16 protein-coding genes and 1 pseudogene are annotated in these 14106 nt (G+C 42.4%); 5 read left to right on the forward strand and 12 right to left on the reverse strand.

Going from position 1 to position 14106, the window contains the following annotated elements; translation table 11 throughout:
• The first annotated feature begins 190 nt into the window (after positions 1–190).
• The 4 genes from CELL2_RS01575 to CELL2_RS09080 all read left to right on the forward strand — a co-directional run bounded on the left by CELL2_RS01575 (position 191) and on the right by CELL2_RS09080 (position 4193).
• The gene (locus CELL2_RS01575; protein ID WP_039446199.1) at positions 191–634 is read left to right on the forward strand and encodes a glycosyltransferase family 2 protein; all 444 of its coding nucleotides are present in this window, start codon (positions 191–193) and stop codon (positions 632–634) included.
• Positions 631–1668: a polysaccharide pyruvyl transferase family protein gene (locus tag CELL2_RS01580; protein ID WP_038033751.1), complete on the forward strand. Its 1038-nt coding sequence runs from the start codon at positions 631–633 to the stop codon at positions 1666–1668. The genes CELL2_RS01575 and CELL2_RS01580 overlap by 4 nt, the downstream gene beginning before the upstream one ends.
• Positions 1665–3104: a lipopolysaccharide biosynthesis protein gene (locus CELL2_RS01585; protein ID WP_029683400.1), complete on the forward strand. Its 1440-nt coding sequence runs from the start codon at positions 1665–1667 to the stop codon at positions 3102–3104. Before CELL2_RS01580 ends, CELL2_RS01585 begins: the two co-directional genes overlap by 4 nt.
• A gap of 228 nt (positions 3105–3332) precedes the next feature.
• Entirely contained in the window at positions 3333–4193 is an 861-nt protein-coding gene (locus tag CELL2_RS09080) for a formyltransferase family protein (protein WP_162178791.1), read from the forward strand.
• 438 nt (positions 4194–4631) lie between these two features.
• Here CELL2_RS09080 and CELL2_RS01595 read toward each other — a convergent pair whose 3' ends face one another.
• The 9 genes and pseudogenes from CELL2_RS01595 to CELL2_RS01635 all read right to left on the reverse strand — a co-directional run bounded on the left by CELL2_RS01595 (position 4632) and on the right by CELL2_RS01635 (position 12505).
• Entirely contained in the window at positions 4632–6026 is a 1395-nt protein-coding gene (locus CELL2_RS01595; RefSeq protein WP_029683143.1) for an ATP-binding protein, read from the reverse strand.
• Between the two features lie 389 nt (positions 6027–6415).
• Entirely contained in the window at positions 6416–6772 is a 357-nt protein-coding gene (locus CELL2_RS01600) for a nucleotidyltransferase domain-containing protein (RefSeq protein WP_029683144.1), read from the reverse strand.
• Positions 6723–7115: a HEPN domain-containing protein gene (locus CELL2_RS01605; protein ID WP_235231253.1), complete on the reverse strand. Its 393-nt coding sequence runs from the start codon at positions 7113–7115 to the stop codon at positions 6723–6725. Before CELL2_RS01605 ends, CELL2_RS01600 begins: the two co-directional genes overlap by 50 nt.
• Before the next feature lie 126 nt (positions 7116–7241).
• On the reverse strand, positions 7242–7517 hold the full coding sequence (locus CELL2_RS01610; RefSeq protein WP_008192469.1) for a type II toxin-antitoxin system Phd/YefM family antitoxin: 276 nt from the start codon (positions 7515–7517) through the stop codon (positions 7242–7244).
• A gap of 16 nt (positions 7518–7533) precedes the next feature.
• The gene (locus CELL2_RS01615; protein ID WP_008192466.1) at positions 7534–8520 is read right to left on the reverse strand and encodes a hypothetical protein; all 987 of its coding nucleotides are present in this window, start codon (positions 8518–8520) and stop codon (positions 7534–7536) included.
• A 239-nt stretch (positions 8521–8759) separates the two neighbouring features.
• Positions 8760–9824, reverse strand: coding sequence for a non-hydrolyzing UDP-N-acetylglucosamine 2-epimerase (gene wecB, locus CELL2_RS01620; RefSeq protein ID WP_029683149.1), 1065 nt, complete (start codon positions 9822–9824; stop codon positions 8760–8762).
• Positions 9821–10914, reverse strand: a pseudogene (locus tag CELL2_RS09880) (glycosyltransferase family 4 protein). The gene wecB and the pseudogene CELL2_RS09880 overlap by 4 nt, the downstream one beginning before the upstream one ends.
• Positions 10915–10919: 5 nt before the next feature.
• Positions 10920–11630: a queuosine precursor transporter gene (locus tag CELL2_RS01630; protein WP_029683151.1), complete on the reverse strand. Its 711-nt coding sequence runs from the start codon at positions 11628–11630 to the stop codon at positions 10920–10922.
• Positions 11630–12505, reverse strand: a complete 876-nt coding sequence (locus tag CELL2_RS01635; RefSeq protein WP_038033748.1) for an MBL fold metallo-hydrolase — start codon at positions 12503–12505, stop codon at positions 11630–11632. The genes CELL2_RS01630 and CELL2_RS01635 overlap by 1 nt, the downstream gene beginning before the upstream one ends.
• Before the next feature lie 117 nt (positions 12506–12622).
• On the opposite strand from CELL2_RS01635, the gene CELL2_RS01640 reads away from it, so the two are divergent.
• Complete coding sequence (locus CELL2_RS01640; RefSeq protein WP_011942977.1) at positions 12623–12970, forward strand: hypothetical protein; 348 nt, start codon at positions 12623–12625, stop codon at positions 12968–12970.
• A 25-nt stretch (positions 12971–12995) separates the two neighbouring features.
• Here CELL2_RS01640 and rpsR read toward each other — a convergent pair whose 3' ends face one another.
• Genes rpsR through rpsF form a run of 3 tightly spaced genes read right to left on the reverse strand, consistent with a single transcriptional unit; the run spans position 12996 to position 14049 of the window.
• The gene (gene rpsR / locus CELL2_RS01645) at positions 12996–13223 is read right to left on the reverse strand and encodes a 30S ribosomal protein S18 (protein ID WP_011942978.1); all 228 of its coding nucleotides are present in this window, start codon (positions 13221–13223) and stop codon (positions 12996–12998) included.
• A 14-nt stretch (positions 13224–13237) separates the two neighbouring features.
• Entirely contained in the window at positions 13238–13663 is a 426-nt protein-coding gene (locus CELL2_RS01650; protein ID WP_011942979.1) for a single-stranded DNA-binding protein, read from the reverse strand.
• On the reverse strand, positions 13663–14049 hold the full coding sequence (rpsF, locus tag CELL2_RS01655) for a 30S ribosomal protein S6 (protein WP_011942980.1): 387 nt from the start codon (positions 14047–14049) through the stop codon (positions 13663–13665). Before rpsF ends, CELL2_RS01650 begins: the two co-directional genes overlap by 1 nt.
• Between the last annotated feature and the right edge of the window lie 57 nt (positions 14050–14106).

Here is a 14106-nt window from a genome sequence, read left to right on the forward strand (position 1 = left end):
AAACGATAGGGAATTAGCAGGATGTCAGGGATTCATAGAAAATCAGGGTGGTTTGAGAGGTTTTCTATTTAAAGTTGTAAATGCAACACCTATTACTCTGCGACCTGTTGTAACAAGATGCTTCGTAAATACCTATCCTCATTTTCCTCCACTTCATCCCGTTCGCTCAGAGTGGTTGAGCGGATGCAACATGAGTTACAGAGTAGGGTACATTAAAAATGAAAGATTCGATGAGAATTTCATACTATATGGATTGGGGGAAGATCTGGAATTTTCGTACCGATTGTTCAAAAAAGGAATGAAACTCCTTACGATACCATCGGCAAAGTTGAAGCACATTCCCTCTGGTTTGAAAAGTCTTCCAAACAAGGCTGCCTTGATGATGAGGTTTGCTTATAGAAGATATATGATAGCGAAGTTCTATCCAGAGAAGAAAGACAAAATTTTTTGGGAATACGTTCAGTGTTACAAAAGATCTTTACGAACTCTCAAAATCAGAAAACCGTATCTTTGGAAAGAAATGCAGAAGCTGATAGATGAAGTGATAGAGGTCTTGAAAGAACATTTCTCTTCTGTTGATAACGGTGACTTGAGAAGGGTGAACGCCTTAATTTTAAAGGAGGTTCATAAATGAAAATCCTCCTGATAGCAATAGTGGGAAGTAAAAATTTTGGAGATGAAGCGATGTTTAAAGCAATATATAAATCACTAATCGATAGAGGACACAGTGTAACTGTTGCAACATATGAGGTGGAAGAAGCCAAGAAAAGATTTCCGGATGTCAAATTCATAAAAATTCCCACAACTTCCCTGAAAAATCTCGTTATCGAATTATCTGGGTTTTCTACCCCAGGCTTGGACATTTCTGCTTTTGATGCCCTATATATCTCAGGTGGAGGTAATTTAAACAGCTTATATCCTTTTCATGTGGTCAATATTTTCTCAATGGTTAGAGAATTCAGAAAAAAAGGAAAATACGTAGAATTTAGACCGCAGAGTGTAGGACCCTTTTACGGAAAGACAAGAATATTGATAGAGCATCTGGTCAACAAAATTGTAAAGATGTCGGATGTATTCTACGTTCGGGAACTTCTTTCGTACGAGTATTTAAGAAAGAAACATCAAAATGTAAAACTTTCTAAAGATGACGCGTGGTATATACCAACAGATGGATCCGTATTTCTTCTGAGAGGAAGATACGTTGGCTTGTGTGTAAGACCATGGAAAGATGAAGAGGTGCTGATTGACTACGTGGCGAGATTAGTATCATATTTGAAAGAACGTGGATACGAACCTCTTTTTATCCCCATAGCGTACGGTGGAACAAGAAAATACATAGACAATGAATTCTTAAAAGGAAAGGTTTACGGTACTTTCCTCAGTGATATTGTAGAGATAGAAAATTTAACACCAGAAATGATAAAGGGAGTAATAGCAAAATGCTGCTTTACAATAGGAATGTCCTATCATTTTAATATCTTCTCATTGTCCACTGGTGTTCCATCAGCTGCGGTATACATGGAAGATTATTACCGGATAAAGAATCTGGGAGTCTATAAAGCTTTCGGAAATCCCGAGTTGGTATTCAAAATACCGGATACTTCACCAAAACATCTGGTTGATCGGATGATAAACGAGATCAATGGTCGTCAGGGAGGATCTAAATGACTCTCAACGAACACAATCTTTTGAAAAAATACATTTCCTTTTCTCTTGGGACCTGGTTCAGAGCGCTCATCTCTTTCTTCATCACACCCATCACAACCTGGCTCATCAATCCTGGAGAGTTTGGAAAAGCTTCAATGTTCTCCTCTGTGTATTCCATTGTTCTTCTCATCAGTCTCCTTGGTACACCGCAATCTTTTCTCAGATTTTTTCCACAAAAATCGGAAGAGGAAAAACCAGTTCTTTTGTGGAGCAGTCTTGTCCCACCAGTTCTTTTTAGTATCCTGGTGAGTCTTGTTGTTTTCATCTTCAGATCTCCCATAAATTCCTTTCTTGTGGGAACTTCTGAGTCAAAAGTCCACATTATTTTGATTGCAACACTCATAACGGGCATTTTCCAGACATTCAATCTGAACCTTGTGAAATCCAAAGGAAGAGCTATTCTTTTCTCAGCGATTCAGATGATTCAGTCTTTGAGCCAGATGGGTTTTATTGTTCTCTACGCTTTACTCGTGAGTCGTGACTTCTATGCTCTGCTGTACGCACAGCTTTTCTCAAACGTTGTGGCACTTGTTGTCGGTATGTTCTTTGAAAGGTCCTATTGGTTCCCTATAAAAATGGACAAAAAACTCGTCTTTGAAATCATAAAGTATGGGTATCCTTTTGCTTTCTCTGGTCTTCTCTGGTGGTTTCTAAGCTGGATAGACAGAATTGTTCTTCGTCTGTACACGAGTTTTTCTGATATAGGCTTGTATTCTGCAGCATTCAAAATCGTTTCAGCGATGAGCTTGTTTACAACTGGTTTTTCTACACTTTGGTTTCCCATTGCATATGAACAATATGAAAAAAACCCTGACAATAAAATGGTTTTCAAAAGAATTTTTGACTATGTAACTTTTTTTGTATTTACCATTGGTTTCCTACTCCTTTCTTTGAAAGATTTTATCTACCTTTTCCTTGCAAAGTCGTATAGATCAGCTGCTGCTATTTCTCCTTTCCTCATATTGTATCCTGTAATGACAACCCTTATAACAATCATCGGGCGTGGAATTGACTTTTCGGGGAAAACATACTGGTTAATGATATGTAATGGAATAACAGCATTTTTCAATCTTTTGGGAAATTTTTTGTTGGTTCCACTGGTTGGTGCAAAAGGTGCAGCCATGTCGACGGGTCTTTCTTTTATAATATTGTTCACAGTCGAATCCATTATCTCTAAAAGGTTGTACCCCGTTCCATACGATTTGAAGAAAGTCTACTATCTTGTCTCACTCTTTGTCCTCTCAGCGACGTTGCATACGTTCTCCCAGAATCTAATTTTGCCTGTTCTTTCATCTGTTTTTGGTGTTTTTGTCACAATCTTTGCCTACAAAAGTGAATTCCTGAAAGTGGTGTCAATTGGTATTGATTTTCTGAAATCCATACTTCATCACAATTAGATCCTACATCTCCAAGGTTCCTTGAAACCCAAATTACAGAATGGTGTTTTCTCTACTGTAGCAAATCGGCTCACATGCAAGAAAAAGAAAACTATCAGCAGAACAGTATGCTGTATATCACGCACAAATCTCCGCTTTTACAGATTGGAATCACCTTAAACGCCAAAGCATCCTGATAGCTTCATCACACCAGCGAATACACCACCACACATCACCATGCTGTCAAGTATGATCTTTTCGGAAAAGCGTTTCAACTGCAACACTTGTGAAAATCCCAGTGGGAGAGATGAAGAATTACGAAGGCACGGTAGAAACCAGAGGAAGACAGTCTACCTTCCCCAGTTCTATCAGATAGCAGGGTCTTTCCTTAATTTTTACTGTATTATCATCCACTCCCATTCTGATGTATCATATATCAGCAATCTTCGCGATAGAACAAAACTCAACATACCGAATTTAAAAACAGAGCAAGTTATACAGCGCTTATTGCATAAGCCCTACAAATACAAAATTTATGCTTTGCCTTTTGTCAATCGTCCAAAGAGAAAAGTGTTGTTTGCACACAGACCTGATCAGACAGAAGCTGTGCCGCCACAGGTAATAGCAGAAGCACACAACATACCCTATATCATCTGTGAGAGCGATAGAGATATTGATAATTCTTGCGATCTGTACCTCATACTTGGAGCAGGACTACTATCCAAAGAGTGTGTTGAAGGTAAAAAGATTATCAATTGTCATCCAGGAATCATTCCTGCCGTTAGAGGGCTTGATGCATTCAAATGGTCAATTTACGAAATGAAGCCTTTAGGTGTTACACTACACTTCATAAATGAGGAAGTCGATAGTGGAGAGATAATCGCTGTTGTTCCCACAAATGTTTACAAAGCTGACAGCATATCTACATTGGCAAGAAGACACTACGAAAATGAAATAGATGTCCTATCAAGATTCGATGAATTCCTTGCGAACCCAGTAAATCCATTCAAAGACATTCCCCCGGGAGAACCCAAAAGAAGAATGCCTTTAGAAAAAGAGAAAGAATTACTGAAAAAATTTCCTGAGTATGTGAAAAAGTTTGGAAAATAATCTTCCCCCAGTTTCATGGGTTCACTCCCAATTCTCAGTCTAAGTACACTAAACAAGTTCTTTTATCCTAATTGATTCATTCGACAACCAGCCTGAATTTGCGAATTGAACTTTCACAACATCATTAATTTTGAAGCTTTGTCTCATCACCAATCGAAAACGAGATCTCCTCCGGATCAAAAGGAAAGCACCTTTTAACGTGTTCTCCCGATCGCAGAAAAGTTCCTTATTTTCCAGTTCCAAGCTAATCGATATCGATCTCTTTCACGAAATGTTTGACAGTGTTTATTTTGCAGCGTCCGCTCTCATGCTGATGTATCATATATCAATACAGAACTTAAAATTCCGAAAATCATTAGTAGAACTTCATTGGAGAAACTATAGTTCGATTTGACCCACCCACAGGTCAAAATTTGGAAAATTTGACCTTTCTGTAGGTCAGTCTCTTTCGAACACAGCAAAGAAAAGCCACGCGGGGATGGCTACGATATCTTCATCTTTGAAAATTGTCTCCTGGGTAACGAGAATTCCTTTTTTGAAGACTCTTTTCATTCCAAAGTAGTCAGATCTATGTATCTTGTTCTGGTATTTAACCTCCACCGGTATCAAGGAACCTTTGTGTTCGAAAACGAAATCTATTTCATTTCCACGATCTGAGTACCAGAAAAACGGTCCGCTGTAGAGATTTGTTCCATTTTGCAAGGTCTTGCCGTCTCCAAGAAGATGTCTGAGAGTTATCATTTCTATGATTTGAGGAAGCTTGATCTGCTTTCCGCTGATCTCTTCAATGATATCGGCTACAATTCTATCGATGGGATACGTCTTCTTCTGCTTCTTCAATCTGACGGTTTTTCTGGAAATATCCACGAAAAACACGTTCATCAGAATGAAGCTGTAACCAAGATACTCGAAATATTTCTGAATCGTGTCAACGCTCTCTATAGCACCGCTGAATATGTCAACAAGAGAATTCCATGAAAAACGCTGTCCCACTATATCCGGAAGTTTTTTGAAGATCTCTATGACCTTAATCCTCGACCCCAGGTATTTCTCCGCGTCCCCCAGGATGAAATCCCGATAAATCCCCTTTGTGATTTCGTCAATTTGACCTTTCTTCAGGAAAACATCTATCACTTTTGGAAATCCACCTGTGTTCAGGTATTTCAGGAAGTATTCCTTCAGAAAAGAGTTCTTGAGATATAGAATTCGAAGTTCTTCCTCGCTTTTCGAGAAGATATCATCCACTGACATTCTTTCCACTGAGATTCCAAGACTTTCCAGAAATTCTCCGAAGGTGAGAGGAAGGTAAACCAGGTCTTCACCGTAACCCTTTCTTCCTGGAAGTCTTTCGCTTGATCTCTTCAGATCAAAAGCAGAGGAACCTGTGAGTATGAGGAGGGAATTTTCAAGTAAACCGATATCTGCCAGATATTTGATGGATTTCTGCCAGTCTTCCACCGCGGTTATCTCATCTATGAATAGGTATCTTGTTTCACCGGCTTTCCTTTCGAAAATCTGAAAATAGGTCTTCATCGTTTCTATCAATTCGAACCTATCTTTCACGGCATCGCATGTGAAAAAGAAAATGTTCGATGGTTTCACACCGTCTCTTAAAAGCTTCCTTATGTAGAGTTTTAAGAACGTAGTTTTTCCTACCTGGCGAGGCCCTCTTATTGTGTATATCCCGGGTTTGTTCGACGGAATCTTCTTAAAGAGATTTTCTGGGAAATATTTGAATGTGCTGTTTTCGAACATCGATATGTGCCGATCAGTGTTTATGACCCCTGGATCTCGCCACCACGGATTCATAATGTAAAGCTCGTCCATTCTCACTGCGAACCACTCCCTGGAGAGATCTCATTCTATTTTACCATATTCGTTCGAATTTATCTATCTCATTCGATAAAAACGTACGAATTTATCGAATCAATTCGATAAATATCGACGTGTTTGATTTTCAAGTCACGTCCGCTTGAGAAATCTGTCGAACCTGTCCGGTGTTTGTCGAGTTTGTCGACGATGTCGAGATGTGGATAGGGATTTGTAGTATAATCTAAACAAAACAGAAAACAGAACAGGGGTGATCTTGTGAAGAAAGCAGTGGCTGATCTTTTGAGTGTTCTGGTAGACAGACCAGGGAGAGAAGATGAACATAATCTCTGGATTCAATATCAGATATTTCAACACTCTCAAGCACAAAAGCTCTCAATTGTGGCGCTTCTTCAAATATCTTCTTTCCTGTAAACAACCACTCCGTTTTCGATCATCTTTGCGATGGTCGTTTCTATCTGTTTGTATTCACTCAGGGAATAAACGTGGGGTTCGAGACCTCTCAATTTGATGGTCTTTTTCACTATCTTGTAGGCGTCTTCTCTGATTGGATCTTCGTACACCACGAGGAGATCGATATCACTGAAGGCGGTGAAATTTCCCTTTGCATAAGAGCCAAAAAGCACAACAAGCTTTACAGGAAGTACCTTCAAAAGCTGTGGAAGGGAGTTTCTGATTATCTTCAGGACCTTTTCCCGATCATATTCTGGATAGAAGATCTTCGCAGAATCTGACGATCTTTTCGGCATAGTCCACCAGCCTTTCGGCTTCGGTTCTGGAGTACCTGTTTCTGGGAGATCCGGAAGGAAGGGCATCCGGGTACCTGGTGGGGATATAGGCTTTGTCCAGTTCGAGGGCGAAATCCATGAGTTCTTCAGGAATTTCAAAATGGCTGGAGAGTTCCTCGAGCAAATCCGCTACAGAATGTCCCCATGCCTGCGCACCCATTCTCTGGAACACAGCTCTCACAGCTTTTTCTGCTGCCTGCTGGGAAGAAAAGCATGCCCAGTTGTAGAAGCCGTGCTCCAAATCGTGTTTTGCATGCTCCAGATCATCTTTTGCCGCATCCAACCAGTCTTTGCTTCTCTCCAAATCAATACCACCCTTCACTGAGAGTTTTTCCAATTATTTATTATACTCTGCCGGTTTGAAAAACTGTTGCCCCTTTCGATACCTGCCGCGTCTTTGATAATACCGGGATAGATGAATTCAAATTCATTATTCAGGAGAACACCTTCGTTTTTCTTCTCTAACTATTTTTTCAACTTCATCATCTGAGAGATTGTTCAATCCTTTTTCCAGAGAAAACATCCGTAATTTCTCAACAGCCATTTGAACTCTCATCTTTTCTATGAAATCCAGAATTTCTTTTGGATCTCCATCGATTCTCATGACAACAGCCTTCGGCTTTCCATTCACTGTGATGACCGCTTCACTGTCTTTCCAGAGCACTGCTGGATTGTTCCTGATATCTCTAATCGAGACAAAGCGCACATTATCACCCTTTACCCTATTCTTCGACGACCATAGTTATGTCTTCTATTAGTTTCTGAATTTCAAGCTGAAAGTCTTCAAGGTTTGAAGCAACATCTTGAAAACTCTTCAAAAAATTGCTTAACGACTTTAGAGTTGATAGTGCAACTTTTAATTTTTCCCGGAGATTCTTTATGTCATTTGAAAGAACATCCGAAAGAGTTTTCAGTTGTTCATCTTTTTCATCCAGAGCTTCCTGGAGAGTTGTTATTGAGCTTTCATAGGTTTCTACGATGACTTTTAGTTGGTCGATCTGCTGTAGTTGAGATTCCGCCAAAGAGAGTTGCTCTTCTTTTTCTCTGATTTTTTCTTCCAGAACAGTTATGGTAGCATTTGCTATTTCAAGTTGTTTCTTCAAATCCTCGTTCTCTCTGAGGATTTCTGTTATCGTCGCAGGAGCATTCGCGAGCGAAGCAAGCGTCGCGATCTCTTCATCTTTTGAACCGAGCAAATCTTTGTAGATATCAATTTGTTCCTTTAAATTTGAAATATGCTGATTTTTTAAGGAAATCTGCTGCTCAAGTTCAGCTATTTTCTGATCCTTTTCTTCAACTAAATTTTCCAGTATAGTCACAGAAGCCTCGAGTGTTTTAGTACGGGTTTCCAGAATGGACTTCTCTCTTTCCAGATCTGCTATAACCCGATCTTTTTCTGAAAGCTGTCCTTTGAGCTCTTTGATTTGAGTTGTCAGTTCCGAGCATTGACCTTCTAAATCGCTAATCTTCTTTTTTAGTTCCCAGATATGCTTTTCGTTGTCTTCAATTGCCAATCTAAGTTTATTGAAATCGTCTTTGGGAATGTCCACGTAATTATCATGTCCAACCCACGTATGAAGCTCCGAATCAAGCATGTAGTAGATTTTGTAAAGGGTATCCGTTAAGAAATCTCGAACATAAAATGTCCCCTTCGCAAAAAGCACCAAAGCGATGAGGACAAAAACCACGACGAACACTCTCATTTTCATACACATCCCCCCTACCGAATATTTTTGATCTCATCACTTGAGACAAACAAAATTTTTAAAGAGACTCAATAAATTCCTCGAACGCCTTCACCTGGTGTTCGATGGTCCAGCCTTTTTTGATCACGTAGTCTCTGTACCTTTTCGAATCGTAGTCTTCTTCGACGATCTTTTGAACCGCTTCATCGACACTGTTGAAGAGAAACTCACGTGAAACTAAGATTCTTCAGGCCCTTCTTTCTTCAACTCCGAAACCATTCCTCTATCACCTCAACGATCTTTCCAGCGGCGTTTCCGTCGCCGTACAGTCCTGATGGATATTCCGAACGGTCTTCTTCCATGGTCACGTCGAAGAGATTCTCTTCACTGGCTAACTTGTTCCAGCCTGCTTCGACGAGTTCTCTCCAGCCCGTATCCGGCATCACGACTATCGCTCTTTTCCCCGCAAAATACGCTTCTTTCTGAAGACCTCCGCTGTCTGTCACTACTTTCCAGCACCTTTTTACAAGTCCCATGAGGTTCAGATAATCCACCGGGTCTATCACAACCATACCTTCCAGGAGGTTTTTGAGACCAAATTCCTCCACTCTCTTTTTCGTTCTAGGATGGATGGGAAAGACTACTTTCTTCTCTCTGGAGATTCTTTTGAGTTGCTCTAAAATCTTTCTCAGTTTTACTGGATCGTCCACGTTGAAATCCCTGTGGAGAGTAACGAGAATGAATTCGTTCTCTTTCAGCCCCAGCTTTTCGAACACATCGTATCTGAATCTATCCTCCATCTTGAGAAAAAGATCGTACATCACATCCCCCACAAAGTAAACTCCTTCTGTGATTCCTTCCCTTTCGAGATTCCTCACCGCGAGTTTGCTCGGACAGAAAAGAAGTTGAGAGACACGATCTGTGACGATCCTGTTTATCTCCTCGGGCATGTCTTTGGGATGCTGCCTCAACCCCGCCTCAACGTGGGCGACAGGTATTTTGAGTTTTGCAGCCACGAGCGCACCAGCAAGGGTTGTGTTGGTGTCGCCGTAAACCAGAACAAGATCAGGTTTTTCCCTGAGGAGAACCTTTTCAAACTCGATCATGATCTTTCCCGTCATTTCTCCATGGGTTCCAGATCCCACGTTGAGATTGTAGTGAGGTTGTCTGATCTCAAGAATTTCAAAGAACACATCTGACATATTGTAGTCGTAGTGCTGTCCGGAGTGAACGAGGATCTCCTCTATCCCCTTTTCTTTGAATTCCCTGTGAAGCACTGCCTCTTTTATGATCTGAGGCCTTGCACCGACCAGTGAGAGTACTCTCAACCCATGACTCTTTCCAGAAATTCTTCTTCCTTCTTCTCGTCCCACACGAATCCCTCCTGATGTCTTCTGATATTCTCCAGTATCTCTTCGTATCTCTGACATGCATTTTCTATTCTCTTCAGGCTTTCCTCAACGTTTGCCGGGTCTATAACAACTCCTATTCCCAGATCCTCGACTATCTTTGCCATCGAAACGAAAGAATTCTTCACGATAACGGGTGTTCCGGCAGCGATGGAGTCGTAAAATTTGTGCGGTAAAGCGTACAGATCGTTCTTGTAATCTTCTCTCCCAGTAGTGCTGTACGATATCAGTGAAAACATGCTCTTTGAGAGTTCTTCCATCATCTTTTCGTACGGCAGAAAAGATGTGTACGTGTGCGGAACATCAGAAAACGCTTCTGAATCCATTCCTATTATTCTGAAAGAAAATCCTCTTTCAACAAGTGCCCTTATGAGTTTCTTTTCATGAATGAGATTTCTCGGTGTTTTTCCTACCAGAACGATTTCTTTTTCTTTTTGCTCGGATCTGGTTCGATTTTCATCGATGCGTAGTTTGGTACAATGAAAGTCTTCTCCGGATCCAGTCCGGTCTTTGCCACAACATCGTTCCGTGTTTCTTCAGAGACGAAGATACACAGGTCAGACAGCTGAAGCTGTTTTTTGAATATCCTCCACATTACAAATTCTTTCAGATCACTCAAAGGCCTGGGAAGAGTACTGAGAAAATTCTGAGGATGATACTCGTGTATATCGTAGACAATCTTTTTTCCACGCTTTTTAGCCACAACGAAGGGCTTTAGAGGTTTTGTAGCCGGAAAGTGATGCATGTATAAGATATCGTAATCTTCAGTTTCTACGAAATGACGGATTTTTTCATCGACTTGTTTTCTTTCAACGGCTTTCTGGAAAATATTTCCCCTGTTCGAACATTTCACGGGGATGTATCTGATGTTATTCTCCTTAAAAGGTAGCTCTTCTTTCTCCGTCCAGTACTGATAAATAACTTCACCTTTCTTGGACAGAGCCTGAACCGTTCTGAAGACCCTCTTGTCGTTTCTTGGGTGCATATATCCAATGACAAGAACCTTCAAATCGCTCACTCCTTCTGAAGATAAGGTTCACTGCTGTTCAACATCCACCCCACAGCCTTCACTACGACCCACGTGTCAAGGTAGTCGAAGAGCCACTCAAAGAGTGTGGTCCAGATCAGAAAGACCGTGATCGTTCTCAGGGAGAAGTACCCGGTGAGGGCTCCGTAGAAGAAGATCACGTTGTCCACAAGCTGGGCCAGTTTCGTTGCGGCGTTGTCGCGGAGCCACAGGTGTTTTCCGAAAAGGCCCTTTGTTCCCTTCAAAAAATCCTGAAACCTTGCCTTGAATATACCAGACACGACGAACGCAAGCCAACTGAAGAGCGTGGTTCTCCAGACGGGAAGAAAGAGAGCCTTCATGTGTTCGTGCGCCCAATCTTCGCTGGAAGGTATATAACCGAGCGCGATCAGCATCCCCACCAGAAACACGACCTGGGCAAAGAAACCCATCGCCACCAGCTTCTGCGCCTCTCTGTACCCGTACACCTCGGTCACGATGGCGATCAACGTGACAAAGAAAGGTCCAAGGAAAACCCCGGCGTACAGCTGAACACCGGGAAGCAATTCGTACGCCTTCAAAACGGCAACGTTCATGTAGAGGACAAGAATCGCTCCAAGAGCGTACATCCCCTTCAGACCAAAGAAACGTATCGCAAAGAAAACAAGAAGAACTCCCACAAGATACTCGAGTCCAAGGAACATCCAGTTCACCAGCATCAGCACCGCCTCCATACAAGAACGTTGTCTCTGAATTCCCTCTCTATCTCTTTCCTGTCCAGAAGAAAGCTCAGATACGCGTGAACGGTGGATCTGTAGAGTACATACTGTGTGAGATTCTCCAGTGTGATTTCGAATCTGTTGAAGAGCTGTTTCATCAGTTCGTCTGTGCTCACAGGATTTACTGTGATTTCCAGAACAGCGTTGATGATGTTCTCCACCGTCTTTCTGTTTTTCTCCACAAGTTCACCGATATCTCGAGTCACCTCTCCATGAGACGGAACGTAGCAGCTGTAGTTTGTCTTTTCAAGAAAGTCGAGCGTTTCAAGGAACTTCTCCACGCTGTAGATGACGAATATTCTGTGTTTTCTCAGTGTTTCTTCAGAAAACACGGCGTCTGCACAGAAAAGGACACCATCCACAGCCACTCCGATCTGGTTCGGTGAGTGTCCAGAAAGAGGTACTATCTCAAGATCCACGCTCTCAATCGTGATGGTTCCCTCTTCGATCGCCTCATCGACAGCGGAGGGGTCTGCCATGAGAAACTTGTTTCTGAGTTCACCTGGAGGATGAGCACCGTACAGGTAGAAAGGCTCAAAGACGGTGTTTTCTATGATCTCTTTTTCCATCTTTGGGGCGAACACGCGGGTGGAGAAGCGCTTTTTCAGAAAGGCGTTCCCACCGCAGTGGTCGGCGTGAGAGTGGGTGTTTATGAGATACAAAGGAGGCTTTTCCAGAAGTCGAGAAATCTTTCTTGGCACGCTCTCATCGAGCCCGCTGTCCACGAGAACGGCGGTGCTTTCTGTGTACACAACACCTATGTTCACCGGATTTGGAACGTAGGCCACTCTCTCTGTGAGACGCTTTATTTCCACGGTTTCAGGACCTCCCGAAGATCGAGTCTTTGGAAGACCATACCGGCTACTTGATTTTATCCTCCACAAATGGTAGTATTTCTCAGAGCCCAGTTTTTTGTCAAGGAGGTTTTTATTATGAGTATGCACGAACATGAGCATGAACATGAACACGAACACACAACGGAAGTTTTCAGCCTGATCGATCAGGATGGAAACGAAGTCTTCTTCCACAAGCTGGGAGAAGTGGAGGACGAAGGAAATCTCTTCTGGGTCTGCGAAGAGGTCTTTCTGAACGACGCAAGAGACATGATCGAAGACCTCGGTGAAGTCTACATCTTCAAAGCGGAAGAAACCCCCGAGGGTGTTATGCTTGAAGGAGTAGAATACGCAACGGCTCAGAAAGTCTTCGAAAAGTGGCAGAACAGCATACCCGATATCGAAGAGATCTTCTTCGAAGAAGACACTGAAGAGGACGGAGAATGAAGAAGGGCGCTTCAGCGCCCTTCTTTCATATCTTCAGGTATGGAAGGAGTCCCATCTGTCTTGCCCTCTTGATAGCTACCTTCACCATTCTCTGGTGCTTTGAACAGTTTCCGGTGAGCCTCTTTGGTATGATCTTTCCCTTGTCGGTGAGAAATTCACTGAGAAGCCTTGTGTCTTTATAATCAACGTAGTCCAATTCCATTTCACAGAGTCTGCACTTCTTGACCTTCTTTCTTTTTCTCTTGTAAGCCATCAAACACACCTCCCTCAAAATGGTGGTTCATCTTCACTGAAAGTATCGCTGGAAAAGTCTTCCTCCGGTATCTCCAGTTCCTCTTCAGTCTCGTTGACCGTTTCAGCAGGTTTTCTGTCCATGAATCTAACAACGTTTGCGACAACCTCCGGAGATACCCTTTTTTCTCCAGACGGTGTTTCCCATCTTCTCATTCTCATTTCACCTTCGATGAGAACAAGCCTTCCCTTGGTGAGATAGGTTCCCGTGAATTCTGCGAGTCTTCCAAAGGTAACAACATTGAAGAAATCCGTTGTCTGAGCATCGTCCGGCGCGTTCTTTCTGGGAACCCTGTCCACCGCTATCGTGAAGGTGGTGACGGGAGTTCCGCTGAGCGTGTATCTCTTTTCAGGATCTCTCACGAGTCTTCCTATGAGTATGATCTTGTTGAAGAAAGACATTAAGCTTCGGATCCTCCTTCACCTGTCTCGACAGCTTCAGCAGCTGCCTTTTCTCTCTGCGCCTTTCTCTCTTTCTTTTCCAGATCGAACCTTCTGAAGGTCTGCCATCTGATGATTTCGGGTGTCACTCTGTAGAAATTCTCCAGCTCCTGAAGGTTCTGACCATCGCACCTGAAGTAAATCACCGTGTAATCTCCTTCGCTGAACTTCTTGATCTCGTAGGCGAACTTTCTCATACCCATCCTTTCCACTTTTTCGATCTTTCCCTTGACTCTTTCTTCGATGATCTTCTTGACTCTTTCGACGAGATTTTCTCTCTCTTCCTCTGGAACGTTCGGTGCGATGATGAACATGCTCTCGTAGATCCTCTCTTTCACGTAAGCCACAGAAACTCACCTCCCTCGGACGTTCGGCCCCACCTCCGGACGGGTGGAGCGGGATTT

The organism is Thermotoga sp. Cell2 (genome assembly GCF_000789375.1).
In the GTDB taxonomy this organism is placed as follows: Bacteria; Thermotogota; Thermotogae; order Thermotogales; family Thermotogaceae; genus Thermotoga; species Thermotoga petrophila.

Coding starts and splice junctions, on each gene's coding strand:
- CELL2_RS01575 (WP_039446199.1), top strand. CDS start 191: ATGAGTTACAGAGTAGGGTACATTAAAAATGAAAGATTCGATGAGAAT.
- CELL2_RS01580 (WP_038033751.1), top strand. CDS start 631: ATGAAAATCCTCCTGATAGCAATAGTGGGAAGTAAAAATTTTGGAGAT.
- CELL2_RS01585 (WP_029683400.1), top strand. CDS start 1,665: ATGACTCTCAACGAACACAATCTTTTGAAAAAATACATTTCCTTTTCT.
- CELL2_RS09080 (WP_162178791.1), top strand. CDS start 3,333: ATGATCTTTTCGGAAAAGCGTTTCAACTGCAACACTTGTGAAAATCCC.
- CELL2_RS01600 (WP_029683144.1), bottom strand. CDS start 6,772: ATGCCGAAAAGATCGTCAGATTCTGCGAAGATCTTCTATCCAGAATAT.
- CELL2_RS01615 (WP_008192466.1), bottom strand. CDS start 8,520: ATGAAAATGAGAGTGTTCGTCGTGGTTTTTGTCCTCATCGCTTTGGTG.
- CELL2_RS01630 (WP_029683151.1), bottom strand. CDS start 11,630: ATGCTGGTGAACTGGATGTTCCTTGGACTCGAGTATCTTGTGGGAGTT.
- CELL2_RS01640 (WP_011942977.1), top strand. CDS start 12,623: ATGAGTATGCACGAACATGAGCATGAACATGAACACGAACACACAACG.
- rpsR (WP_011942978.1), bottom strand. CDS start 13,223: ATGGCTTACAAGAGAAAAAGAAAGAAGGTCAAGAAGTGCAGACTCTGT.
- CELL2_RS01650 (WP_011942979.1), bottom strand. CDS start 13,663: ATGTCTTTCTTCAACAAGATCATACTCATAGGAAGACTCGTGAGAGAT.